The organism is Devosia sediminis (assembly GCF_016411825.1).
Lineage (GTDB): Bacteria > Pseudomonadota > Alphaproteobacteria > Rhizobiales > Devosiaceae > Devosia > Devosia sediminis.
Map to the genome: position 1 here is coordinate 60,697 of NZ_JAEKMH010000006.1, position 25,055 is coordinate 85,751.

Annotated in this window: 22 protein-coding genes; 21 read left to right on the plus strand and 1 reads right to left on the minus strand. The window is 63.9% G+C overall.

What is annotated here, in order from left to right:
- Positions 1–7: 7 nt before the first annotated feature.
- Positions 8–1,252 (minus strand): TIGR03862 family flavoprotein, encoded by a 1,245-nt coding sequence (locus tag JEQ47_RS19475; RefSeq protein ID WP_198878111.1) that lies wholly within the window; start codon positions 1,250–1,252, stop codon positions 8–10.
- A gap of 138 nt (positions 1,253–1,390) precedes the next feature.
- Here JEQ47_RS19475 and JEQ47_RS19480 point away from each other — a divergent pair, with 138 nt between their 5' ends.
- The 21 genes from JEQ47_RS19480 (at position 1,391) to JEQ47_RS19580 (ending at position 25,055) form a co-directional block, all read left to right on the plus strand.
- The gene (locus JEQ47_RS19480) at positions 1,391–2,440 is read left to right on the plus strand and encodes an HD domain-containing phosphohydrolase (RefSeq protein WP_198878112.1); all 1,050 of its coding nucleotides are present in this window, start codon (positions 1,391–1,393) and stop codon (positions 2,438–2,440) included.
- A gap of 465 nt (positions 2,441–2,905) precedes the next feature.
- Positions 2,906–3,235, plus strand: a complete 330-nt coding sequence (locus JEQ47_RS19485; protein ID WP_198878113.1) for an STAS domain-containing protein — start codon at positions 2,906–2,908, stop codon at positions 3,233–3,235.
- 2 nt (positions 3,236–3,237) lie between these two features.
- Complete coding sequence (locus JEQ47_RS19490; RefSeq protein ID WP_198878114.1) at positions 3,238–3,606, plus strand: response regulator; 369 nt, start codon at positions 3,238–3,240, stop codon at positions 3,604–3,606.
- A complete protein-coding gene (locus tag JEQ47_RS19495) occupies positions 3,603–5,645 on the plus strand; it encodes a chemotaxis protein CheA (RefSeq protein WP_198878115.1) in 2,043 nt (680 codons plus the stop codon). Before JEQ47_RS19490 ends, JEQ47_RS19495 begins: the two co-directional genes overlap by 4 nt.
- Entirely contained in the window at positions 5,642–6,151 is a 510-nt protein-coding gene (locus JEQ47_RS19500) for a chemotaxis protein CheW (protein ID WP_198878116.1), read from the plus strand. The genes JEQ47_RS19495 and JEQ47_RS19500 overlap by 4 nt, the downstream gene beginning before the upstream one ends.
- A complete protein-coding gene (locus JEQ47_RS19505; RefSeq protein WP_198878117.1) occupies positions 6,148–8,253 on the plus strand; it encodes a HAMP domain-containing methyl-accepting chemotaxis protein in 2,106 nt (701 codons plus the stop codon). Before JEQ47_RS19500 ends, JEQ47_RS19505 begins: the two co-directional genes overlap by 4 nt.
- Positions 8,254–8,340: 87 nt before the next feature.
- The gene (locus JEQ47_RS19510; RefSeq protein ID WP_198878118.1) at positions 8,341–10,173 is read left to right on the plus strand and encodes a methyl-accepting chemotaxis protein; all 1,833 of its coding nucleotides are present in this window, start codon (positions 8,341–8,343) and stop codon (positions 10,171–10,173) included.
- An 8-nt stretch (positions 10,174–10,181) separates the two neighbouring features.
- Positions 10,182–10,640, plus strand: a complete 459-nt coding sequence (locus tag JEQ47_RS19515) for a chemotaxis protein CheW (RefSeq protein WP_198878119.1) — start codon at positions 10,182–10,184, stop codon at positions 10,638–10,640.
- A 53-nt stretch (positions 10,641–10,693) separates the two neighbouring features.
- Complete coding sequence (locus JEQ47_RS19520; RefSeq protein ID WP_198878120.1) at positions 10,694–11,566, plus strand: CheR family methyltransferase; 873 nt, start codon at positions 10,694–10,696, stop codon at positions 11,564–11,566.
- Positions 11,567–11,574: 8 nt separating this feature from the next.
- Positions 11,575–12,717, plus strand: a complete 1,143-nt coding sequence (locus JEQ47_RS19525) for a protein-glutamate methylesterase/protein-glutamine glutaminase (RefSeq protein WP_198878121.1) — start codon at positions 11,575–11,577, stop codon at positions 12,715–12,717.
- Positions 12,714–14,447: a hypothetical protein gene (locus JEQ47_RS19530; protein WP_198878122.1), complete on the plus strand. Its 1,734-nt coding sequence runs from the start codon at positions 12,714–12,716 to the stop codon at positions 14,445–14,447. The genes JEQ47_RS19525 and JEQ47_RS19530 overlap by 4 nt, the downstream gene beginning before the upstream one ends.
- Before the next feature lie 12 nt (positions 14,448–14,459).
- Complete coding sequence (locus tag JEQ47_RS19535; RefSeq protein ID WP_198878123.1) at positions 14,460–15,230, plus strand: MOSC domain-containing protein; 771 nt, start codon at positions 14,460–14,462, stop codon at positions 15,228–15,230.
- Between the two features lie 91 nt (positions 15,231–15,321).
- Positions 15,322–16,341, plus strand: coding sequence for a LacI family DNA-binding transcriptional regulator (locus JEQ47_RS19540; protein ID WP_198878124.1), 1,020 nt, complete (start codon positions 15,322–15,324; stop codon positions 16,339–16,341).
- 166 nt (positions 16,342–16,507) lie between these two features.
- Positions 16,508–17,773, plus strand: coding sequence for an ABC transporter substrate-binding protein (locus tag JEQ47_RS19545; RefSeq protein ID WP_236021010.1), 1,266 nt, complete (start codon positions 16,508–16,510; stop codon positions 17,771–17,773).
- A 57-nt stretch (positions 17,774–17,830) separates the two neighbouring features.
- Positions 17,831–18,448, plus strand: coding sequence for a carbohydrate ABC transporter permease (locus JEQ47_RS19550; RefSeq protein ID WP_198878126.1), 618 nt, complete (start codon positions 17,831–17,833; stop codon positions 18,446–18,448).
- Positions 18,433–18,684: an ABC transporter permease family protein gene (locus tag JEQ47_RS19555; protein WP_198878127.1), complete on the plus strand. Its 252-nt coding sequence runs from the start codon at positions 18,433–18,435 to the stop codon at positions 18,682–18,684. The genes JEQ47_RS19550 and JEQ47_RS19555 overlap by 16 nt, the downstream gene beginning before the upstream one ends.
- A complete protein-coding gene (locus tag JEQ47_RS19560; protein WP_198878128.1) occupies positions 18,681–19,520 on the plus strand; it encodes a carbohydrate ABC transporter permease in 840 nt (279 codons plus the stop codon). The genes JEQ47_RS19555 and JEQ47_RS19560 overlap by 4 nt, the downstream gene beginning before the upstream one ends.
- A 2-nt stretch (positions 19,521–19,522) precedes the next feature.
- Positions 19,523–20,458, plus strand: a complete 936-nt coding sequence (locus JEQ47_RS19565) for a nucleoside hydrolase (RefSeq protein ID WP_236020999.1) — start codon at positions 19,523–19,525, stop codon at positions 20,456–20,458.
- 21 nt (positions 20,459–20,479) lie between these two features.
- Positions 20,480–21,538 (plus strand): ABC transporter ATP-binding protein, encoded by a 1,059-nt coding sequence (locus tag JEQ47_RS19570; RefSeq protein WP_198878129.1) that lies wholly within the window; start codon positions 20,480–20,482, stop codon positions 21,536–21,538.
- 260 nt (positions 21,539–21,798) lie between these two features.
- Positions 21,799–24,723 carry a monovalent cation/H+ antiporter subunit A gene (locus JEQ47_RS19575; protein ID WP_198878130.1) on the plus strand — a complete coding sequence of 975 codons (2,925 nt, stop codon included), beginning with the start codon at positions 21,799–21,801 and terminating at the stop codon, positions 24,721–24,723.
- A complete protein-coding gene (locus tag JEQ47_RS19580; protein ID WP_198878131.1) occupies positions 24,723–25,055 on the plus strand; it encodes a Na+/H+ antiporter subunit C in 333 nt (110 codons plus the stop codon). The genes JEQ47_RS19575 and JEQ47_RS19580 overlap by 1 nt, the downstream gene beginning before the upstream one ends.

Genomic DNA, 25,055 nt, shown 5'->3' on the forward strand with positions numbered 1-25,055 from the left:
TCCGCGGTCAATCCTGTTCATCATTGGACTCCTGGCCCCAACTCGGGAATTTCGCACCCGCATAGCGCGCCGCCGCCAGACCCGCCGCCCTACCCGTCGCGAGACACGCCGTCAGCAGGTAACCCCCTGTTGGCGCTTCCCAATCCAACATCTCCCCACAGACAAAAGTGCCCGGCAAAGCCCTGAGCATAAAGTCATCCGTCACCCCTTCCCACGCCACCCCGCCGGCCACCGAGATCGCCTTCCCGATCGGTCGGGGGGGCAGAACAGGCAGCGGTAGCGCCTTGATATATAGAGCAATTTCATCTGGAGGCCGGCTGGAAATATCGGGCACAAGCTCGCGCAGCAGCGCCAGCTTCACTCCATCGAGCCCTGTCGCCTTGCGCAGCCGGTTGGAAAAACTCGCCTTGGCCGGCTGTCGCGCAAGATCCCGCGCCAGCTTTTCCGCCGTCCGCCCCGGTGCCAGATCCAGCGTCAACACGGCGCGTCCCGCGGCTTCGAGCCGGTCCCGCAGCGACGCCGCATGGGCATAGACAAGGCTGCCCTCGATACCATCCCGGCTCACCACGAATTCGCCCTGGATGGAGCCGGCATCACTGCTGGCAACCACGGACTTGACCGGTTCGCCAGCGAAACGCTCGATAAAAGGCGGGCTCCAGGCCACTTCGAAACCGCAATTGGCGGGCCGGAAGGGCGCAACCAAAACATCGCGTTCGGCCAGCCACGGCACCCAGGCCGCGTCCGAACCCAGTTCTGGCCAGCTCGCCCCGCCAAGCGCCAGCACCACGGCATCGAAGCGCTCGCAGCTCTGTCCATTGGGCGTATCGAACGCCAAGCTATCGCCGTCAAACCCGATCCAGCGGTGACGCGTCTCGAGCACAACGCCCCGCTCGGCCAGCCGCCCGAGCCAGGCACGCAGCAGCGGCGAAGCCTTCATCGCCTTGGGAAACACCCGGCCAGACGACCCGACAAAAGTCTCGACGCCGAGCCCCGTGCACCAGTCGCGGACCGTCTGGGCTGGAAACGCGTCGAGCGCCGCCTGCAGCCGCGCCCGTGCGCCCCCGTAGCGGGCATCGAACGAGGCACCATCCTCGGCATGGGTGATGTTGAGGCCGGATTTGCCAGCCATCAGCAGCTTTCGACCCGCCGTGGGCATGGCCTCAAACACCGTTACGGCCACGCCCTGCGCCGACGCCGCCTCGGCCGCCATCAGCCCTGCCGGCCCACCCCCGATGATCGCGATACGCGCCATGCCCGCTCCAAACTCGTCCACCACCGAATAACCCAAGCCACCCGCTCCCGGCAAACACTTGGCCGGCCTCAATTCCCGTTAAGTTTAGCCTAAGGGATGACTGCGTATGATTGCCGCGTTTCTGGCGGGGGCCCGACGATGCGTTTGCTTGTTGTCGACGATAGCCGGTCTAGTCTGGCGCTGATCGGCAGCATCGTCAAAGAAGCTGTGATGGGCGAGGTAGAACTGTGCCTCAACCCGCTTGAGGCCCTCGAAAAATGCCATGAGCAGCAGTTTGATCTGCTCATCGTCGACCACATCATGCCGGAAATGGACGGCGTGGCCTTTACGGCCGCACTCCGCTCGCGCCCCGCCTATCGCATCGTGCCCATCATCATGGTCACTTCCGACGCGAACAAGGCCGTACGCATCGAGGCCATCAAGGCCGGAGCCACCGATTTCCTGCAAAAGCCCTTCGACCCGATCGAACTGCAGGCGCGGGTCTCCAATCTTCTGGCGCTGCGCCAGGCGCAAGTGGAACTCGCTGACCGCGCCCAGTGGCTTAGCCGCGAAGTCGAGCGCGCCACAGCACACCTTCTCGCCCGCGAAGAAGAGATCATCTATCGCCTCGCCCGCGCTATCGAATATCGCGACGGCGATACCGGCGAGCATGTCTCGCGCGTCGCCCAGATCAGCCAGCTGATCGGCGAAGGCATTGGCCTCTCGCCCGAGCGCTGCCGCATGATCTACCTGGCCGCGCCCCTCCACGATATCGGGAAGATCGGCATTGCCGACGCCATTCTCTCCAAGCCGGGCAAGCTCACGCCGGAGGAAATGGCCATCATGCGCGAGCATGTGACCATCGGCGCGCGCATCCTCGAACGCGGCGGCTCCGACCTCATCCGAACCGCCGAACTGATCGCCCAGAGCCACCACGAGAAGTGGGACGGCACCGGCTATCCCGATCGCCTCTCGGGCACCGACATCCCGGTCGAGGCGCGCATCGTCGCCCTGGCCGACGTCTTTGACGCCCTCTGCTCCGAGCGTCCCTACAAGTCGGCCTGGCCCATCGAAAAGGCCTATGCGGAAATCATCCGCTGCAGTGGCACGCATTTCGATCCGGCATGCGTAGCCGCTTTCCGCGCCAAATGGCCGGACATCTGCGCCGCCATCGAGCCGCTCGAACCTGCCAAGGCCGCTGGCTTCTGAACGTTCATTATTACCTGAACAGGTGAGCCACCGCCCTTGCCGGGCGAATGGCTTGGCACGTCCGGCCGCGATCGCGCGCCCGCGAAGCCAGTGAATCAAAATCTATACTGACTCCAATTCTTCGCACTCGACTCTGAATCGAGCGCGATCGATTCACTGTGATTCACGTTGGATTCGGATTGATTCAAGAAGAGACAGTACAAACACTTTGATTAAAATGATTATTAGCTGAAGTAATAACTATGAAGCTCGGAGATTTTTTCAAGGATTTTTCAAGGGTAACTAATAGTTAAGCGGAAGGTGTAAGTATAACATTCAAGCCGGATGGGAATACGGCGGACAACCGGTATTAATAAAACAGCGAGACTTAGCGGCCCCAGTCCAATCGCCTACCGATTTCCCTAGTATCTTTTTGCGGTAGAGAGACAGAATGTCATCCTCGAATAACTTCGTCCGGTCATGGCCATGACCGAAGAACGTACCTACACGCTCGTCCTCTCGGGCGACGCCGGCATCAAGTCCGCCAAGGAAGTGGCGGGCGCATTGACCGAAGCCATCGACAAGCACGCCCGCATCGAGGTCGACACGCAGACCCTGTCCGGCGCCGACGTCACCACCGTGCAGACATTGTTGTCGGCTCGCGCCTCCGCCCATGCCCGAGCAAAGCACCTGACGCTGCTCGCGCCCCTTGGCGGCCCCTTGCAAGCCGTTCTGGACGCCGCCGGCTTCCTTTCTTCCGATCAGGAGCATGTCGGCTTCTGGTCCGCCCTTTCCGACCAGCCAGCAGGACACTGAGCATGACCAAGACCATCCTCACGATCGACGATTCCGCCTCCATCCGCCAGATGGTGGCCATGACCCTGACGTCGGCCGGTCTGGACGTGATCGAGGCCGGCAACGGCCAGGAAGGCTATGAAAAGGCGACCACCAACACCGTCCATGCGGTCCTGACCGACCTCAACATGCCGGTCCTCAACGGCATCGAATTCATCAAGAAGTATCGCCAGCACCCCTCTTCAAAGGGCATCCCGATCATCCTGCTGACCACCGAGTCCGACGAGGACCTCAAGCGCCAGGCCAAGGAAGCTGGCGCTACCGGCTGGATCGTCAAGCCGTTCAAGCAGGACCAATTGCTGGCCATCATCAAGAAGGTGACGGGCGCATGAACCTTTCCGATCCGACCGAAACCTTCCGGCAGGAGGCGCGCGAGCTGCTCGACCAGCTCGAGGCAGGCCTGCTCGATCTCGAGCAGGACCCTTCCAACGCCGACCTGATCAACTCGACCTTCCGGGCCCTCCATACGATCAAGGGCTCGGGCGCCATGTTCGGCTTCACCGCCGTGGCCGAATTCGTGCACGAGTTCGAGACCGCCTTCGATCAGGTCCGCAAGGGCCAGAGCGCCGCCAATGGCGCGCTGATCGAGGTAGCCCTGGACGCCAAGGACCACATCCACCTCTTGATCGAGACGCCCGAAACCGAGATCGGCGGGGGCGACGATATTCTCGATCGCTTGCGGGCCGTCATTTCCGGCGGCGCCGTACCAGCGGCCGCGCCCAAACCGAGCATCATCGAGCAGGCGGCCAAGATCGAGCCCGTCCCGGCTGCCGCGGCGGCGACATGGCGCCTCGAATTTTACCTGCCCTCGGACGCGCTGATCTATGGCACCAATCCGCTGCTTTTGCTCGAGGAACTGGCACAGATCGGACCGACCAAGGTCACCGCTCTGACCGGCCGCATTCCGGACCTGGCAACGCTCGACCCGGAAGTGCCCCATATCGGCTGGCGCGTCGACATCGAGGCGACCGACCCGACTGCGGCCATCGACGACGTCTTCCTGTTCCTGCGCGACAATATGGAACTCACGCTGACTCGCCTCGATACCGTCGAGGACTTGGCGGCGTTGCCGGCGCCGGCGCCAATGTCAGTGAACGCCGGACCGACGGTTGAGCCGATCGCGCCCGCCGCTCCTGCGCCGGCCCCGAGAGCAAAGGCCGGACCTGCGGCCGAAACGGCCGACCGCGCCGCTGCCTCATCGCTGCGCGTTCCGGCCGAGCGGCTCGACGAACTGATGGACCGCGTCGGTGAGTTGGTGATCGCCCAAGCCCGGCTCAGCCAGATCGCCGGCCTCAGCTCCGACACTGCGCTGAAAACTATCGCCGAAGAACTCGAACGCCTGTCTTCCGGCCTGCGCGATACCACCATGGGCATTCGTATGGTGCCGATCGGCACCCTATTCAGCCGCTTCCGCCGCCTGATCCATGACCTCTCCGGGGAACTGGGAAAGCCGATCGAATTCATCACTTCGGGCGAAGATACCGAACTCGATAAGACCATGATCGAGCGTCTGGCCGATCCCCTGGTCCACCTCATCCGCAACTCGGTCGACCACGGCCTCGAAAGCGCCGACAAGCGCCTTGCCGCCGGCAAGCCCGCCAAGGGCGTGGTCCGTCTATCGGCCGTCTATTCGGGCGCTGAAGTCGCCATTTCGGTCACCGATGACGGCGCCGGGCTCAACACTGCCCGCATTCGCGCCAAGGCGGAGGAAAACGGGCTGATCGCCCCTGATGCCAAGCTCACCGAGCAGGAACTGCATCACCTGATCTTTGCGCCGGGTTTCTCCACGGCCAAGGAGGTCACTTCGCTTTCCGGTCGTGGCGTGGGCATGGACGTGGTCAAGAGGACTATCGACGGGCTGCGCGGCACGATCGACGTGGCCAGCAAGCCAGGCGAAGGGTCGACCATGACCCTGCGGCTGCCGCTGACCCTGGCGATCATCGATGGCATGCTGGTCCGAGTCGGCAATGGCCGCTACACCATCCCGCTCGCCGCCGTCGAAGAATGCGTCGAACTGCCCGAGGGCATCGAAGCCCACGCCAAGGGCCGCAATTTCCTCGACATCCGCGGCGCGCTCGTCCCCTATCTGCGGTTGCGCGAGGTTTTCGGCACCACGGCCGATCCGGAACCCCACCAAAAGGTGGTGATCGTCTCGTCGGGCGAGGGCCGCGTGGGGCTGGTGGTCGACCAGATCATCGGCAACAACCAGACGGTCATCAAGCAGCTCTCCAAGCTTCATTCCGGCATCAAGTCGTTTTCTGGCGCCACCATTCTCGGTGACGGCACCGTGGCCCTGATCCTCGATACCGCGCATCTGGTTGCCTCCGGCCAGTCCTATGTCGACCGCAACATTACCGGGAGGGCCGCATGAGCCAGACCCAGGAGCATATGCCCTCCTCGATGACGGCGCTGACCATCAGGCTCGATGACGAATTGTTCGCCGTCGAAGCCGGACGGGTGCGCGAAATTCTCGATCTCGTGCCCATCACCGAAGTGCCCAATGCCCCCGACTTCGTCGGCGGCCTCATCAATGTCCGCGGTCGCGTCGTGCCGCTGGCGGACCTCAGGGTCATGTTCGGCATGAACCGGCCCGAGCCCGACAAGGATACCCGTATCGTCGTGATGGAAGTGGACATGGACGGCGAGCCGACCATTGCCGGCATCCTGGCCGACAAGGTCCACGACGTCACCGATATCGAGGCGGCCTCCATCGAGGAAGCACCGCGGGTCGGCATGCGCTGGCGCCCTGAATTCATCCGCGGCATCGGCAAGCGCAATGGCGGCTTCATTATCATTCCGAACATGGAACGCATTTTCGAAACACCGGGCGCAAGAACCGCACCCGTCGCAGCATCAGAAGAAAGGTCTGCATCGTGAGACTGACTATCAAGACCAAACTGGCGGCCGTGTTCGGCGTGGTCGTCGCGCTGTCGGCGGGCAGCATGTTCATCGCCCTGCAGAACCTGGGAACGCTCAACTCCAAGCTCGAAACCATCGTCAACGTGCGCTCGGCCAACCTGGTCACCTCGGCGCAGATGCAGACCAGCCTCGAAAGCCTCGGCTCGCGCATTCGCGCGCAGATCCTGAGCAATGACCCGGCGGTCAAGCAGGAATACGTGGTCTCGATCGGCGAGGACTACGCCGAGCTGGCTGCCGGTCTGGCCAACCTCGAGGCCAGTGTCACCGATGCCGCGATGCGTGAACAGCTCCCGGCCTTCACCGCCAAGCTCGATGCGATGTGGGCAGAAGCCCAGGTCGCCCAGGAACTCACGCTCAAGAATTCCGATACTGCCGCTCTCCAGATCAGCCGCAGCGAGGGCTCCGGCTCGCTTGGCGTCTTCGAAGAAACAATGGGTGCGCTTCGCGCCTCGCTCCAACGCAAGGTCGATGCAGGCGACCTCTCGGCCTTTGCTCCCTATCAGGCCGCGACCGAAATGTTCCTGACCGGCACCGACATGTTCCGCCAGCAGCGCAACGTGCTGCTTGCCGCTTCCCAGGACCGGACCCTGCAGGAAACCTGGCATACGGACTACCTGGCCGGCGTCGAGGCCAATGAACAGCGCGTCGCCGACATGGCCCGCATCATGCCGCCTTCGGATGCCGCGCTCTTTAATGCTGCCCGCACCGCCTATGACGACATGGTCGCGGCCATGAACAAGGCCGTCGCCGTGAGCATGGAAAATGGCGACTTCTTCGCCAACCAGTCGCTCGAAACCGTCAGCACGCTGCGCCGCGATGCCAATACGATCCTGCAGGCCATGATCGAGCGGAGCCAGGCGCTGATGACCGAGGCCGACAACGAGGCCCAGACGCTCTACGACAACTCCATGATGCTGCTGATCGGCCTGCTCGTGGGTTCGGCCCTCATCGCGCTGGTCGCCGCCACCTGGATCGTCGTCACCATCTCCCGTGCCCTCTCCAGCGCCGTCCGTCTCGCCGACGAAGTTGCCGGCGGCAATCTGTCGGCAACGGCCGAAGTCAAGGGCGACGACGAGGTCACCGACCTCATCAAGACCCTCAACGCCATGACCACCAAGCTGCGCGAAGTGGTGACCGAGGTGACAGCCGCGACCCGCAACGTCGCCGCCGGTTCGCAGGAAATGTCGGCCACGGCCGAGCAGTTGAGCCAGGGCGCCACCGAGCAGGCCTCCTCGACCGAAGAAGCCTCGGCGTCGATGGAAGAAATGGCCGCGACCATCAAGCAGTCGGCCGACAATGCATCGCAGACCGAAAAGATCGCCCGCCAGTCCGCTGCCGACGCGATCGCCTCGGGCGAGGCCGTGACCAATGCCGTCACCGCCATGCAGACCATCGCCGAAAAGATCATGGTCGTGCAGGAAATCGCTCGCCAGACCGACCTCCTCGCCCTCAACGCCGCGGTGGAAGCCGCCCGTGCCGGCGAACATGGCCGCGGCTTCGCGGTCGTGGCGTCGGAAGTGCGCAAGCTCGCCGAACGCAGCCAGGCTGCCGCAGCCGAGATCTCGACTCTCTCGGGCACCACGGTCAAGGCGGCGCAGTCGGCCGGCGAGATGCTCTCCAAGCTCGTCCCCGACATCCAGCGCACGGCCGAACTGGTGGAAGAAATCTCCGCCGGCAGCCGCGAGCAGAATGCCGGTGCAGCGCAGATCAACACCGCCATCCAGCAGCTCGACAAGGTCACCCAGCAGAACACCTCGGCCGCCGAGGAAATGTCTGCGACCTCGGAAGAGCTGGCCAGCCAGGCCGAGCAGCTTCAGTCGGCGATCAGCTACTTCCGCATCGACGCCAATACGGTTGCGGCCGCCAACGACACGGTGCCCGCCACCGCCGACCTCAAGGCCGCCATCCTCGCCAAGGCGCCGCACATGACCGCCAAGGCCAAGCCGGCAAAGCCCGCCAAGGCCAAGGCCAGGAGTGGTGCGGGCGGCGGCTTCGACCTCGACATGGGCGATGCCGGTGATGACCTCGACGGGGATTTCGCCCGCCGCGGCGCCGCCTGATCTGACTCACGAACATCCCGGCCGCCAGAAGGCGGCCGGGTCATTGCTGAGAATTCCCATGCTGACCATTACCAGGAGGTAACTTTGATGAGCAGTCACCGCCGCCCGATATTCCGGTCCATACCGGCCAAGATACTTGCCCTCCAGCTTGCGTCCAGCATTGCCATTGCCGGCATCGTGGGTGGCGTGGGCTACTACGGTATGCTGAGCATGGACCATGCCATGCTGGCCATCCACGACGAGCGCATCGTGCCGCTCGAGGAACTGAAATTCGTTTCCGACGCTTATGCCATTGACATTGTCGACACCACCCATCGCGTCGCCTCTGGCTCTTTGAGCTGGACCGAGGCCGAGAGCAGGGTGCATGAGGCGGGCGAAATCATAAACGAGCACTGGGACACCTATGCTTCCGGAGCACTGACCGCCGAAGAGGCCGAAATCGCGGCCCGCGTCGAGGCCAGCAAGGTTGGTGCCGACGCCAAGGTGGCCCAGCTCGAAACCATCCTCGCCACTCGCGACACCGAGGCTCTCAGGGCCTTCGCCGATAGTCAGCTTTATGCTGCGATCGACCCGACAACCGAGGCAATTGCCGAACTTTCTTCCTACCAGTTGACCGCCGCCCACCACCTCAAGGAAGAGGGCGAGGCGCTGTTCGGTCTGCTGACCTGGATCATGATCGGGGTGAGCATCCTGGTCACCGCCATCGCCGCCTTCGTGGTGCTGCTCATCACCAACGGCATCAAGCGCAACCTGGCTTCCGCCACCAGCCTGGCCAATGCCGTGGCCGTGGGCGACGTCTCGGCCAATGTCAGCGTCAAGTCGGGCGACGAAGTGGAGGTGTTGGTCGACGCGCTCAATGCCATGACCGACAATCTGCGCCAGACCGCTGGCATCGCCGACCGCATCGCCGATGGTGATCTTACCGTCCGCCCCACCCCGCTGTCCGACAAGGACACGCTGGGCCTGGCGCTCGAGCGCATGGTGGAGAAGCTGCGCGATGTGGTTTCGGACGCCATGCAGGCCGCACGGAATGTCGCCGCTGGTTCCCAGGAAATGTCGGCCACGGCCGAACAGTTGAGCCAGGGCGCTACCGAGCAGGCTTCCTCGACAGAAGAGGCCTCGGCCTCGATGGAAGAAATGGCCGCCACCATCAAGCAGTCGGCCGATAATGCATCGCAGACCGAAAAGATCGCGCGTCAGTCCGCTATCGATGCCATCGCCTCTGGCGAGGCCGTCGACAATGCAGTGACCGCCATGCAGACCATCGCCGAAAAGATCATGGTCGTGCAGGAGATCGCCCGCCAGACCGACCTCCTCGCCCTCAACGCTGCGGTGGAGGCCGCCCGTGCCGGTGAACATGGCCGTGGCTTCGCGGTCGTCGCCTCGGAAGTGCGCAAGCTCGCCGAACGCAGCCAGGCTGCCGCAGCCGAGATCTCGACGCTCTCGGGCACCACGGTCAAGGCGGCGCAGTCGGCCGGGGCCATGCTGGGCAAACTGGTTCCCGACATCCAGCGCACGGCCGAATTGGTGGAAGAAATCTCCGCCGGCTCCCGAGAGCAGAATGCCGGCGCCAATCAGATCAACACGGCTATCCAGCAGCTCGACAAGGTGACCCAGCAGAACACCTCGGCCGCCGAGGAACTGTCCTCGACTTCCGAGGAACTGGCGAGCCAGGCCGAACACCTGCAGTCGGCCATCAGCTACTTCCGCATCGACACCAACACGACGCGAACCGCCGCCCCGCCACCAGCCGCCACGCCCGAGGCAGAATTGCGCGCTGCAGTGATGGCCAAGGCGCCGCATATGACCAAGCGCAAACCAGCCCGTCCGGCAGAGCACAAGGGCGGCGGCTTCGACATCGCCCTCGACGACAGCGCCGACGACCTGGACGCCGATTTTGCCCGCCGCGGCACAGCATAGGAGCCGCCATGGCTGAACTTTCGCAATACGTCACCCTGGGCGTTGCCGACGAACTCTTCGCGGCGCCGGTCACCAAGGTCCAGGAAATCCTCGACATGCGGCCCATTGCCCGCTTGCCGCGGGCCCCGGACAACCTCCTGGGCATGATCGATGTCCGCGGTGAGGGCGTGCCGGTGCTTGACCTCCGGCAGACGCTCGGCATCGCTCCGGCGCCGGACACGGAAAACACCCGTATCGTGGTGCTCGCCGTAAACGGCCCCAACGGCAACGTGATCGTTGGCCTGCGCGCCGACCGCGTGTTCGAGGTGACCGTGCTCGATAGCGAAACCCTCGATCCGGCCCCGGCCATCAGCGCCGGCTGGAGCGGACATTGCATCGAGGGTATCGGCCGGCGCAACGGACGGTTTGTCACCGTGCTCGATCTCGATCGCCTTTTGGGCGACGCCACGCTCGGCATCGCCGCCTGATCGGCCGCTGACCGGCCCATGGGCCGGTCAACCCCGCGTATCGGAGTAAGTTCATGTCTGCGACTGCCAGCAAAATCCTGAGCGATGACGCCGAGGACCATCTCAACATGCGCGATTTCCAGCGCATCGCCACACTGATCGGCAAGGAGGTCGGCATCAAGCTGCCGCCCGCCAAGCGGCTGATGGTGGAGGGGCGGTTGCGCCGGCGCCTGCGGCACCTCAACCTCACTACTTTTGCCGAGTATGGCGACTACCTGTTCCGCGGCGACGGGCTCGACCGCGAACTGACCTACCTGATCAACGCCGTCACCACCAACAAGACCGACTTTTTCCGCGAGCCGGAACATTTCGAGTGCATGGAAAAGGTGCTTCTCCCCAGCCTCATCGCCGCTCGCAAGGAGCGCGCGCCGCTGCTCAAGGTCTGGAGCGCCGCCAGTTCGACCGGTGCCGAGGCCTATACGATCGCCATGGTCCTAGCGGATCTGGCCATGGAGCGCCGCGACTTCCGCTTCGCCGTGCTGGGGACCGATATTTCCACCGACGTCATCGAGACAGGCCGCCGCGCCATCTACCCGGCCGACCAGGTCGTGCCGGTGCCCATGGGCATGCAGTCTCGCTACCTCATGCATGCGCGTCGCCCGGGCGCCCGCCCCGAAGTGCGCATCGTGCCCGAACTGCGCCGCCAGGTACGCTTCGACCGGCTCAACCTCATGGACGACACCTACCCCTACGACCGGGATGTCGACATCATCTTCCTGCGCAATGTGCTGATCTACTTCGAGAAGTCCGACCAGGCCGATGTCATCCGCCGCCTTGTCGGGCATTTGCGGCCCGGCGGTTATCTACTTCTTGGGCATTCGGAGTCCATGATCGGGACGTCGATCACCATGCGCCAGATCGCGCCCGCCGTATTCCAGAAAGTCTGAGCCCCTCGATGAGCCAGAAAATTCGTGTCCTGATTGTCGACGACAGCGCTTCCGTGCGCACGACGCTTTCCGACATCATCTCGGCCGATCCCGACCTCGAAGTCATGGCCACCGCCGCAGACCCTTATGTCGCGGTCGAGCGCATCCGCCAGGAAGTGCCCGACGTCATGTTCCTCGACATCGAGCTGCCGCGCATGGACGGCATCACCTTCCTCAAGAAGATCATGAGCCAGCGGCCCATACCGGTGGTCATCTGCTCGAGCCTGGCCCAGGACGGATCTGACGCCTTCATGCAGGCGCTGGAAGCAGGTGCCGTAGATGTAGTGGCCAAGCCGCGCGTCGATACGGCGCAATTCCTCCAGGAATCGCGCATGCGCATCTGCGACGCCGCCAAGGCGGCCGCCCATGCCAAGATGCGCGGTGTCGCGAAGGTCGCGCCGACCATTCGCGCCCCCAGTCCGGACGTCAAGGTCGAGGCCAAGCTGACCGCCGACGCCATCATCCCACCCATCTCCGACGCCCGCCGCGAGAGTCTGATCGCGCGGCTGCCGGTGACCGAACCGATCGTCGCCATCGGCGCCTCCACCGGCGGCACCGAGGCGTTGCGTGAAGTGCTTGAGGCCCTGCCCGCCAACAGCCCGCCCATCCTCATCGTCCAGCACATGCCCGAAAAGTTCACCACCGCCTTTGCCCGGCGCCTCGACGCTGGCTGCGCGGTCACGGTCAAGGAGGCCGAGGATGGCGACCTGGTCCAGCCCGGCCATGTACTGATCGCCCCGGGTAACCTTCACATGATGCTGGTGCGCAATGGGTCGCGATACACGGTCAAGGTCGCCGAAGGCCCACATGTCTCGCGCCATCGTCCCTCGGTCGACGTGCTCTTCCGCTCCACCGCCCAGTCGGCCGGCAGGAATGCCCTGGGCATGATCCTCACCGGCATGGGCGATGACGGCGCACGGGGCCTTCTCGAAATGCGCCAGATGGGCAGCCTCACCCTCGCCCAGGACGAGGCCAGTTGCGTTGTCTTCGGCATGCCGAAGGAGGCCATCCAGCGCGGCGCCGCAGTACGGACGCTAGCCCTCAACAAGATGGCCGGCGAGATCGTCGCCTTTGGCCGCAAGACCGCATCCGCCTCGGGAGGCGTCGCATGAGCACTTCCACCAATCCCGCCGATATCCGCCGCATCGCCGGCGAGCTCTCCCGTCCCCGGCAGGAAATCGAAAGCGCCTTCGTCGCCGTTGGATCGCGGCTGACCGATGGCGCCACGCTACTCAACACCCTGAGCAAGCTGTTCGAGGCCCTGCCCGAAGCGCTGGGTGGCGCTCAGGCCGAGGAAGCCAGCACCCGCCTCAGCGCCGTGGCGACGCGAGCCGAACAGTTGGCGCAGACCTTCTCTCAGGAGAAGGCCGATCTCGCGCGTCTCGTCGATGTGGTTGCCGCCGCCAACTCGCCCATTTCCGACCTCAAGCGGGCGGTCAAGATGATGGGTATCGTCTCGGTCAATGCCCGCGTCACCGCCGCCGGCATTGTCGGGGACAGCGATGATTTCGATGTGTTCACCACCGACATCGCCACGCTCTCGGATTCGGCTAACCGAACGATCCAGGATTTTGCCCAGGTCTACCGGCAGTTGACCACCGAAGTCGACCGTGCCGCCAGCCAGCGCGCCCGCTTCGAAGGCGCTCACGCCCATACGCTGGCCCATCTCGGCTCCAGCCTTGCCACGACGCTAGAGGCTCTGGGCCAGCAGCGTGCCAGCGCGGTCGAAAGCAGCGCCGAGACCGGCCGCGTTTCGCGCCAGATCGTGGGCCGCATCGGCAGTGCGGTCATGTCCCTGCAAGTCGGCGACGCCACGCGTCAGCGCATTGAGCACGTCGAGGCCGGGCTTTCCGCCCTGGCGGACCTCATGGATGGTGGACCTGCATTCGGCCACACCTTGTCAGAGGGTGACCATGCCGCCGCGTTGGCGGCGATTGCTGTGCTGGAGCAGACCCAACTTTCCGAAGCGGCCAGCAGCTTTGCTCAGGAAGTCGGTCAGGCCGAGGCTGACTTGTCCGCGCTCGCTGCCGATGCCGGCACGATCATGGCCCGCAGCCGCGATTTCGGCGGCGATGAGCGCGGCAAGTCTTCCGCCATTGCCAGTCTCTCGGCGCAGTTGCGCACCGCCGTCACCATTCTGGCCGATTTCGAGGCCGAGCGCGGCAAGCTCGAAACGGTGGCCGCAGCCGTGCAGGGCACGGTCAAGACCTTGCTCGAACATGTCGAGGCCGTTCAGGAAATCGAGGCCAATATGCGCCTCGTGAGCCTCAATGCGGCGGTCCGCTGCGCCCAGCTCGGCCCGCGCGGCGCTTCGCTGACGGTCATTGCCACGCAGTTGCGTGAACTCACCAGCGAAACAGTGGTCGCCGCCGAGGCCGCCATGGCACGGCTCGACGAATCCTCGCGTCTTGCCGGTTCGTTCGGTGCGGCCTCTGGACAGGGCGCCGGCCAGGTAGGCGAACTCGAGCAGCAGGCCAACCTGGCGCTCGACATCCTGTCGCGCCTCGACCAGCACATGGCCGCCGCCCTGACCCGCCTCAATGCCGATGGCCCCAAGGTGATCAAACTGCTCGAAGGCGCCGCCTCGGGCCTGTCCGGCCAATCATCCATGGCCGAAACGCTCGACGATTTTGCGCTCGCCGTCGCCGCATTGTCGCGCGATGCGGCTCCGGACACCCCGTCGTCAGATCTGGCGGCTATCCTGGCAGGGCTGCGCAAGCACTACACGATGGAAGCCGAACGCCAGGCGCATGACCGGCTGTTTCCAAAGGCGGCGATCTCGACCGCGGCCAACGATCCGCAACCGGAAGCCGAGATGGACCTCGACGCCTTCATGCTCTAGCCGCCCAAAGTCATGTCGGCATTCGAGATCGCCCAACTCTGGATCTATCCGGTCAAGTCGCTTGGCGGCATGGCGGTCGAGCGGGTACAAGTCACCGCCGCGGGCTCCTTCCATGGGGATCGCGAGTGGATCGTTACCCGCCCCGATGGCAAGATGCTCTGGCAAGGCGATGTGCCGGCGATGACGCTGCTGTCCGCACGCATCGAACACGACTGTCTGGTGCTGGAGGGCCCCGAGCCCGCCGACCGGATTATCGTGGCGCCGACAGAGGGAGCGCCGGCGGACGTCCTTCAATATGGATACCGGCTTGCGGGCCATGACCAGGGCGAGGCGGCCGCGTCTTGGCTGAGCGAGCGACTGTCGACGCCGTGCCGGCTCGTCCGTGTCGGCCAAGCGGCTCATGACTGGGGCGGCCTCAACCCGCTCCACGCCATCTCCATGATTTCCCTCGCGTCACTCAATGCCCGTCTCGGCATGCTGCAGCCGCCCATCGAGCCCGAGCGGTTTCGGCCCAATATCGTGCTCAGTGGCGACCACCAACCTTTCGAGGAAGAACGCATCGGAGCTTTGGATTTAGGCGCGGCGCGTCTGCTCCTCAGGGAGCCGTGCACACGCTGTGAGCTGCCCAATATCAGTCGGGCCGATGCCACACGCAGCAGGCAGCCACTCAAGCTGATCGGCGCCATGAGCAAGGAGCGCGGCAGCACAAGACCAGCAGCCTTCGGCATCTATTCCCGGGCCGAAGGGCTGGACCTGCGGTTCGGCCAGGTCAGCCATATCTAGCCCTGCGTATAGCCCGGCAGGTGGCCACGTTTGCCAAGTGCCGCGAGCGTGCTAGGTCATGCTGCCAGATTGGCCGGGGGACAGTGGCGTCATGACGAAAAAGCAGCAGACGGCCGCTCGCTCGGCGGATGTGGCGCGGCTTGCCGGTGTGTCGAGATCTGCGGTGTCACGCACCTTTACCGAGGGCGCCTATGTCTCGGACGAGACCCGCCGCAAGGTGCTTGAAGCGGCGCGCATGCTCAACTACAGCCCCAACGCGATTGCTCGGAGCCTGTCGAAACGCGCCACGGGCCTTGTCGGCATCATCGCTGCCGACCTCTATAACCCCGTGCATGCGCAAATGCTCGAAGCCATGAGCCGGAGCCTCCAGGCCCGCGGCTTCGGCATCGTGCTGCTTGTGCCGGATACGTCGAATTTTGACGAGTTCATCCCGCGCCTGCTCTCCTACCAGGTGGATGCGGTCATCACCACGGTGGCGACCCTCGACACGCATCTGCCGCTGGCTGCGGTGCAGACGGGACGGCCGGTGGTGATGATGCAGCAGATCCTCGGGGCCAATGTGCTCAACTCGGTATCGAGCGACGACTATGGCGGGGGGCATGCCGCCGGCACGCTGCTCTGCGAAACCGGACATCGGCGCATAGCCTATATCTCGGGCCGGTCCGATACGGCCAACAATCGCGATCGCGAAAGGGGCCTTCGCGACGCCCTGGCCGCCCATGGCCTTGCCGTCTATGCCCAGGCGAATGGCCTTTTCACCCATGAGGGGGCCATGACTGCCACACGCCAGCTACTGTCACTCTCGCCGCGGCCTGATGCTATCTTTTGCGCCAATGACCTCATGGCCCTCGCGGCGCTGCAGGTGTCACGGGGCGAATTCGGCATGGCTGTTCCTGACGACTTAGCCATCGTTGGCTACGACAATTCCGCGCCCTCCATGTGGTCTTGGCCGGCACTTACCTCGGTCGGGCCGGATATGGCCGAGATGGTCAGCCTCACCGTGGACATGGTGGTCCGCAAGATCGCCACCGGCGACGCGACGGTGGAACATCAGGTAGTGCCGGTCCGCATGGTGGAGCGCCAGACGACGCGCGAACGTCCAACTGCCTGACAATTTCTGCACACGCGCGCATATTTGTTCGTACTTTGGCGCTAAGACCTCCAAGATCGCCATTTCCTTGGCATTTTCAGCACCCATTGACATTGACAAAAGAATGAAACAATTTCTGCACACGGGTGCAGATTGCTCCGTTTGGGAGGAGACCAAAGTGCTTTCTATGAAGTCGAACATCATGGCGGGACTCACCGCCGTGTTCCTCGTATCGACCGCCAGCGTCGTGATGGCGCAGCCGGTGACCATCAATTTCCTCACGGCCGAGGCCGAGGGCAGCTTCGATGCCGCCATCGAGCGCTTCGAGGCCGAGAACCCCGACATCAAGGTCAATTTCGAGACTGTGCCGTTCGACAGCATGGTGCCGACCATCGAGTCGCGCATTGGCAGCCAGGACAGTTCGCTGGACCTGTTCCTGGTCGATACGCCGCGTGTTCCTGCCATGGCGCGCAACGGACAGTTGCGCGACATCAGCGACCGGCGCGAGGCGGTGGAAGCCGTCGCCAGCGAAGCGGCCCAGTCCGTGCTCGAATACAACGACACGCTCTATGCGCTGCGGCTTTGGACCTCGACCCAGTTGATGTACTACAACAAGGACCTTTTCGACGGGGCCGGCCTCCCCTACCCCTCCTCCGAGGAAATGGAGCGCATGACCTATGACGAGGTCATTGCGCTCGCCCGGCAGGTGATCGAGGGATCGGACGCCAAATACGGCCTCGTGCTCGAGCAGATCGACCGCTACTACCAGTTGCAGCCGCTCTTCCAGGGCAATGGTGGCGGTACCGGGCTGACCGGTGACGACAACCTGACCCCTGATGTGATCAACGCGGCCTGGATCGAGGCCGGTGAGTTCTACGCTTCGCTGTTCGACGAAGGCTTGGCGCCGCGTGGCATTGCCCCGGACCAGATGCCGTCCGTTTTCACCAGCGGCGAAACCGTGTTCTACGTCACCGGTCCATGGCGCCTGCAGGATTTTGCCGCCGCCGAGGATGTCAACTTCGGCCTCGCGCCCATTCCCTATTGGGACGGCGGCGAGCCGCAGACGCCGACCGATTCCTGGGCCGTGGCGATCAGCCCGCATGCCGCCAATCCTGAAGCGGCGCTAAAGTTCGCCGAGTTCATCACGCTCGATCCCGAGGGTGTGGGCCTGGTGCTGCAGGGCATCCCGAATATCCCCGTCAACAGCGAGGCCTATGGCCCCTACATCGACTGGCTGGCCGGCGAGAACCCGGAAGTGGGCGATGACCTCAAGAAGATCATGACCTACGAACTGGCCAATACGCCGGTGCCGCGTCCGCGCTCGATCGGCTATGTCGCCTTCGAGACCGTACTCAACCGCGCCTTCTCGGACATTCGCAATGGTGCAGCGGTCGAGCCGACCCTGCAGCAGGCCCAGCAGCAGCTCGAATCCCAGCTCCGCCGCATTCAGTAGGCTTGCCTCGGCCGGGACGCTATCGTCCCGGCCGCCTCCCCTTCTCCAGGATCGTCCATGTCCCCTTGGTCCAACTTCCGCGTCGCCATGGCGTTCCTGATGCCGGCGATCCTTTGCGTCATGCTGCTGCGCCTGTGGCCCACCGTCATCGCCGTGCATCAGTCGCTGCTGGCGCCGCGCGCCACGAGCTACAGCCTTGAGAACTACATCTATATCTTTACCGACCCGCTGTTTCAGAACTCGGTCTGGGTGACGCTGCTCTTCTCGTTCTTCGTCAATCCGCTGCAGATCGCCATCGCCCTGGCGCTTGCCATCCTGCTCAACAACAAGCTGCCGATGACCGGGTTCTGGCGCACCGCCATCCTGTTGCCGGTGGCAATTCCGCAGAGCGTTTCGGCAGTGATCTGGGCGGTGATCTACCGTCCCGACGGATTGCTCAACAGCTTGCTTGCCGTTTTCGGTATCGAGCCGCAGCGCTTCGTCACCTCGCCCGAGCAGGCGCTGTGGTCGATCATGGTGGTCGTGAGCTGGATCGGCGTTGGCTACTGGATGACCATGCTGATCGCCGGTCTCCAGGACATTCCCAAATCGCTCTACGAGGCCGCCACGATCGACGGCGCCAATGGCTGGCAGAAGTTCTGGTACGGACCTTGCCGCAGATGCGCCGGCCGCTGACGTTCGTGCTGGTGGCAGACACGGTAGCAAACTTCCTGGTCTTCGCCCCGGTCAACATCCTGACCCGCGGTGGTCCCCAGGGGTCGACCGACCTGATCATGAACCAAATCTACACCAATGCCTTCGTCAACGGCGATCCGGGCTCGGCCGGCGCCGCCACTGTCGTGCTCGTCGCGCTGGTGCTCGCCATCGTGCTGGTGCAGTTCCGCCTGATGGGCGAGAGGAGCGAGCGATGAGAGAGACCATCACGCCGCGAAGGGCGCTGCAGATGGTGGTGATCGCCGCCATCGCGCTCACCTTCCTGCTGCCGCTCTATTGGCTGACCATTTCTGCCCTGCGGCCCGAGGAAGACATCTTCCGCTATCTTAATCCATTCGGGCCCTGGACGCTGCTGCCCAACCGGCTGACTTTCGAGAACATCACCGAGCTCTGGAGTGGCTCCTTTTCGAGGGCCATCGCCAATTCGCTGGTCGTGGCGCTGGTGACGGTAATCGCCGGCCTCATGGTCTGCGCGCCGGCCGCCTTCGCCCTGGCCGTCATCGATTTCCCCGGACGGTCGGCGATCTTCACCGCCATGATCGTGAGCTTCCTCATCCCCTTCGACGCCATTGCCGTGCCGCTCTACTCGATCATGCGCGGCTTCAACCTGCAGAACAGCTATGCCGGCCTGATCCTGCCGGGCATCGGCAACGGGCTTGCCATCTTCCTGCTGCGCCAGTTCTTCCAGGGCATCCCCAAGGACCTGCGCGAAGCGGCGATGGTGGATGGCATGGGCTGGTTCCAGATCTTCTGGAACATCTATCTGCCCCTCTCCAAGCCAGCGCTGATCAGCGCGGCGCTCATCATGTTCATCTTCCAGTGGCAGGCCTATCTCTGGCCGCTGCTGATCGCGCCATCCAATGACATGAAGGTGGCCGCCGTAGCGCTGGCCCAATTCTCCAGCGCCTACAATGTCAGCTTCGGCCTGATCTTTGCTGGCGCCATGTTCCTGTCGCTGATCCCGATGCTGATCTTCGTCTTCTTCCAGCAGTATTTCACCAATTCAGTTGCTGCCACGGGCAGCAAGGAGTGACCTTGTACCATCCAACTCCCATGCCGCTCTCGGAGGCGACGCGCCTGAAGATGCTCGTCCCGCCCGCTGGACGCCTGCGTTGCGTGCTCGATACCGACACCTATAACGAGATCGATGATCAGTTCGCCCTGGTGCAGATGCTGCTTTCGCCCGAGCGCTTCGACCTCCAGGCGATCTATGCCGCGCCGTTTCATAACGATCGTTGCGGCAGCCCCGGCGAGGGCATGGAACTCTCCTACCAGGAAGTGCTGAGGCTGCTCGACCGGCTGGACGTCAAGCCCGACGGTCTCGTGCACCGTGGCGTCACCGACTATGTCGGCCCCGGTAAGACAGCGCAGCGGGCCGCGGCGGTGGACGATCTGATCGCCCGGGCCCGAAGCGGGTCGTCCGATGATCCGCTTTACGTCATCGCCATCGCCGCCATCAGCAATGTCGCCTCGGCGCTGATCCAGGCCCCCGACATTGCCGACAAGATGGTGGTGATCTGGCTGGGCGGGCATGCGCTCGATTGGCCCGACCAGCAGGAATTCAACCTCAGGCAGGATGTGGGCGGGGTCCAGGTGCTCTACGATTCAGGGGTGCCGCTGGTGTTGGTGCCCTGCATGGGCTCTGTGTCGCATCTGCACAGCACGATCCCGGAAATTGAGAACCATGTGGAGCCACACGGCGAGATCGGGCGCTTCCTGGCCATGCGCTTCAAGGAATACGTCACCGGCAATGGCGTGGGCTGGTCCAAGGAAATCTGGGACATGGCGCCGGTCGGGTGGCTGCTCGACCCCGCCTGGGCGCCCAGCGTGCTGGTTCCCACTCCGATCATGACGCAGGACACGACCTACAGTGTCGATCGCTCGCGTCACCTGATGCGTTACGTAACCTTCGTGCGCCGCGATCCGATATTCCAGGATTTTTTCGCCAAACTGGCGGCCCGGGCCGCCTGAACCGAACAGGGAGACAGGATCATGGGCGCAGTCACCATCAGCAATGTGCGCAAGGCCTACGGCAGTGTGGAAATCCTTCACGGCGTCTCCATCGACATCGCCGATGGAGAATTCGTCGTCCTCGTGGGACCCTCTGGATGCGGCAAGTCAACGCTGCTGCGCATGATTGCCGGGCTGGAAGACATCACGGCCGGCGAGATCTCCATCGGCGGCCGTGTCGTCAACAGGCTCGCCCCCAAGGACCGGGACATCGCCATGGTGTTTCAGTCCTACGCGCTCTACCCGCATATGACGGTCGAGCAGAATATGGGGTTTTCGCTCAAGCTGCAGGGCGTTTCGGCAGCGGAGGTGAAACAGCGGGTTGCCGGTGCCGCCACTATTCTGGGGCTGACCTCGTATCTCGGGCGCTATCCGCGCAACCTGTCCGGCGGGCAGCGGCAGCGCGTCGCCATGGGGCGAGCCATCGTGCGCAGCCCCTCGGCCTTCCTGTTCGACGAACCGTTGTCCAATCTCGACGCCAAGTTGCGCGTGCAGATGCGGTCCGAAATCAAGCAGCTTCACCAGCGGATCGGAACAACCACCGTCTACGTGACGCATGACCAGATTGAAGCCATGACCATGGCGGATCGCATCGTGGTGATGCGCGATGGTAATATCGAGCAGATCGGCACACCGCTCGAGCTTTACGACCAACCGGCCAACCAGTTCGTCGCCGGTTTCATCGGCTCGCCGAGCATGAACTTCATTTCCGGCACGTTGGACGGTGGCCGGTTCACGGCTGACGGCGGCACCGTCATCGCGCTGGCAAGCGGCCCAGCGTCGGCTGCGTCCGGCCCGGTGACGATCGGCATTCGTCCCGAGCATTTGCGGCTCGATCCGGCAGGCTTCCCGGTCGAGATCGTCACCACCGAGCCGACCGGCGCGGAAACCCATATCCTCGCCCGTCTCGGCGAAACCGAAATCGTCGGCACCTTCCGCGACCGCCTCGCCTGCGTGCCGGGCGACATAATCCGCATCAGCGCTGAACCCGGGCATATTCATCTGTTCGACAGCAAGACCGCCCTCAGGATCATCGGTTGACATAAGGCCGGAGACGTCAGTCGCTCAGCGAGTATTTTTCGGCGTTTTCGCTAGCGCCGGCTGAGATGCACTCCTGCCACCTGGCACCGTGCGCTCCCGCCCGGCAGGGTGCCCAGCCTTCCGCTCCATGACAAAAACGGGCAACTTCCCGGCGCCTGCGACATCTACAAGGCTTGATCTGCGGAAGGCTTGCACTCACTAATGCCAGCATGCCTGGTTCTGTTTGCCTGGGTGATTCACGGGGAGACTCCTAAGCAACAATGCCAGTATCACTCTTGCTGATTGTCATCGTTGCTGCTCCCTTCCTCACGGCCCTTGTCGCTGCGAGTTTTCCCTCAAACGCCCGCAATGCCGAGGCCTGGCTTTCAGGCACCTTGTCCCTCGCCCTCCTAGCAATCGCCCTGTCGCTCTATCCGCAGGTCGTGGATGGCGGCGTGGTACGTTCCGAAATCGAGTGGTTGCCGTCGCTGGGCCTCAACCTCGTTTTCCGGATCGACGGCTTTGCCTGGCTGTTCTGCGTACTGATCACCGGGATCGGCTTCCTGGTGGTGCTCTATACACGCTACTACATGTCACCCAAGGATCCGGTGCCGCGCTTCTTCGCCTTTCTGCTGGCTTTCATGGGCGCCATGCTGGGCCTGGTCACATCGGGCAACATCATCCAGCTTGCGATCTTCTGGGAGCTGACCAGCCTCATTTCCTTCCTTTTGATCGGCTATTGGTATCATCGCGGGGATGCGCGCGACGGCGCGCGCATGGCGCTGATCGTGACCGCCACCGGCGGGCTGGCGCTGTTTGCCGGCCTCCTGGTCATCGGTCATATCGTCGGCAGCTACGACCTCGACGTGGTGCTCGCTTCGGGCGACACCATCCGCAACCACCCCCTCTACACCGTGGCCCTGATCCTGGTGCTGCTCGGGGCCATGACCAAGAGCGCACAATTCCCGTTCCAGTTCTGGCTGCCCCATGCCATGGCGGCCCCGACGCCGGTCTCGGCCTACCTCCATTCCGCCACCATGGTGAAGGCGGGCGTGTTCCTTCTGGTGCGCTTCTGGCCCGTCATGTCGGGGACCGATGGCTGGTTCTGGATCGTGACCTTTTCGGGCCTCATCACCCTGGTCATCGGCGCCTATGCCGCCCTCTTCCAGCGCGACCTCAAGGGTCTCCTCGCCTATTCCACCATCAGCCATCTCGGGCTCATCACCACGCTTTTGGGCATGGGCACGCAACTGGCGCTGGTGGCAGCGATCTTCCACATCGCCAATCATGCCGCCTTCAAGGCCTCGCTGTTCATGGCAGCCGGCATCATTGACCACGAAACCGGCACCCGCGACATCAGGCGTCTGAGTGGCCTCTACCGCCTGATGCCCTTCACCGCCACGCTGGCCGTGATCGCCAGCGCCGCCATGGCCGGCGTGCCGCTGCTCAATGGTTTCCTCTCCAAGGAAATGTTCTTCACCGAGACGGCCGAATTCGACCCAAACATGTTCGTCAACCTGGCGCTGCCGATCGGCGCGACCATTGCCGGCATGTTCAGCGTCGCCTATTCGCTGCGCTTCGTGCACGGCGTGTTCTTCGGCCCGCCGCCGGACAAGCTGGACAAGGTCCCGCACGAGCCGCCCGCGCTGATGCGGCGGCCGATTGAGTTCCTCGTCTTCATCTGCCTCGCCATCGGCATCATTCCCGGCATCACCATCGGCCCCTACCTCGCCACGGCCGTGGCCGGCGTGCTCGACGGTGACATTCCCTATTACAGCCTCTCGATCTGGCACGGCTTCAACCTGCCGCTGGTCATGAGCATCGTTGCGCTGGTCGGGGGCGCCCTGCTCTATGTGGCGCTCTATCGCTACCTGAACGGCGACCGCGACGGCACGCCGCTGCTGCATCGCTTCCGCGGGCAGCGTATCTTCGAAATGGTGCTGGTGACCGTGACCGGCCGCTGGGCCCGCGCGCTCAACGGCATCTTCGGCACAAGGCGTCTGCAACCGCAATTGCTGATCATCGTGGCGCTCGCCGTCGCGGTGGGCGTGCTGCCGCTCTGGGGTCGCGTCGATCCGCTGGTAGCTCCGCCGACGCCGTTCGATCCGGTCTTTGCCTTCATCTGGCTGGTCGGCGGCGCCTGTGCCCTCGCGGCCGCTTATCAGGCAAAGTTTCACCGTTTCGCGGCAATGATCCTGCTCGGCGGCGCAGGCCTCGTCACCTGCATGACCTTTGTCTGGTTCTCCGCCCCCGACCTCGCGCTGACCCAGCTCGTGGTGGAAATCGCCACGACGGTTCTGATCCTCCTCGGTCTGCGCTGGCTGCCGCAACGCCTGCCAAACGTCACCATGGACCAGAAGGTCCGCGATCGCTTCCGCCGCTATCGCGACATGGTCATTGCCGGCGTGGCCGGGCTCGGGCTGGCCGTCACCGCCTATCTCGTCATGACCCGTCCGGCCATCGATGGCATTTCGAGCTATTTCGTCGAGAACGCTTACAGCCAAGGCGGCGGCACCAATATCGTCAATGTCATGCTGGTGGATTTCCGCGCCTTCGACACCTTTGGCGAGATCGCCGTGCTCGGCGTCGTGGCGCTTATCGTCTTCTCGCTGCTGCGCCGGTTCCGGCCGGCATCGGAAAGCGTCGGCAAGCCGCAGCAGCAGGTGGTGCAGAACGCCTTCGACACGGATACGCCGGAGCGCAATCCCGGCGATACCATTGCCGCCTATCTGCTGGTCCCCTCGCAGATCATGCAGTGGCTGTTCCCGGTCATCATCGTGGTCGCGGTCTACCTCTTCATGCGCGGCCACGACCTGCCGGGCGGCGGCTTCGTCGGCGGGCTGACCATGTCGATCGCCTTTATCCTGCAGTATATGGCCGGCGGCACCCGCTGGGTCGAGGATCGCCTCCGGATCCTGCCGGTCATCTGGATCGGCTCGGGCCTTGCCATTGCCCTGCTGACCGGGCTCGGGTCGTGGCTCTTCGGCTATCCCTTCCTCACCACCTATTTCCAGTACGCCGACATCCCCTGGATCGGCCGGGTGCCGCTGGCGACTGCCCTACTCTTCGACCTCGGTGTGTTCCTTCTGGTCGTCGGTTCCACCGTCTTGATCCTCATCGCCCTGGCCCACCAGTCGGTGCGCGCGCCCCGTGCATCGCGCGCGGCGCGCCGCAGTGCGGAAGCCGAAACCGGCGGAGCCAACTGATGGAACTCGTCCTGGCCATCGCCATCGGCGTACTCACCGCCTCAGGCGTCTATCTGATCCTGCGACCGCGCACCTTCCAGGTGATCATCGGCCTGTCGCTGATCTCCTACGCGGTCAATCTCTTCATCTTCAGCATGGGGCGCCTCCGCATCGATGCCGCGCCCGTCATCACCCACGGCAACACCGACCCTTCCGCCTATACCGATCCGGTGCCGCAGGCCCTGGTGCTGACCGCCATCGTCATCGGCTTTGCCATGACCGCCCTGTTCCTCGTCGTAATGCTGGCCGCCCGCGGCTTTACCGGCACCGACCATGTGGATGGGAGGGATTGA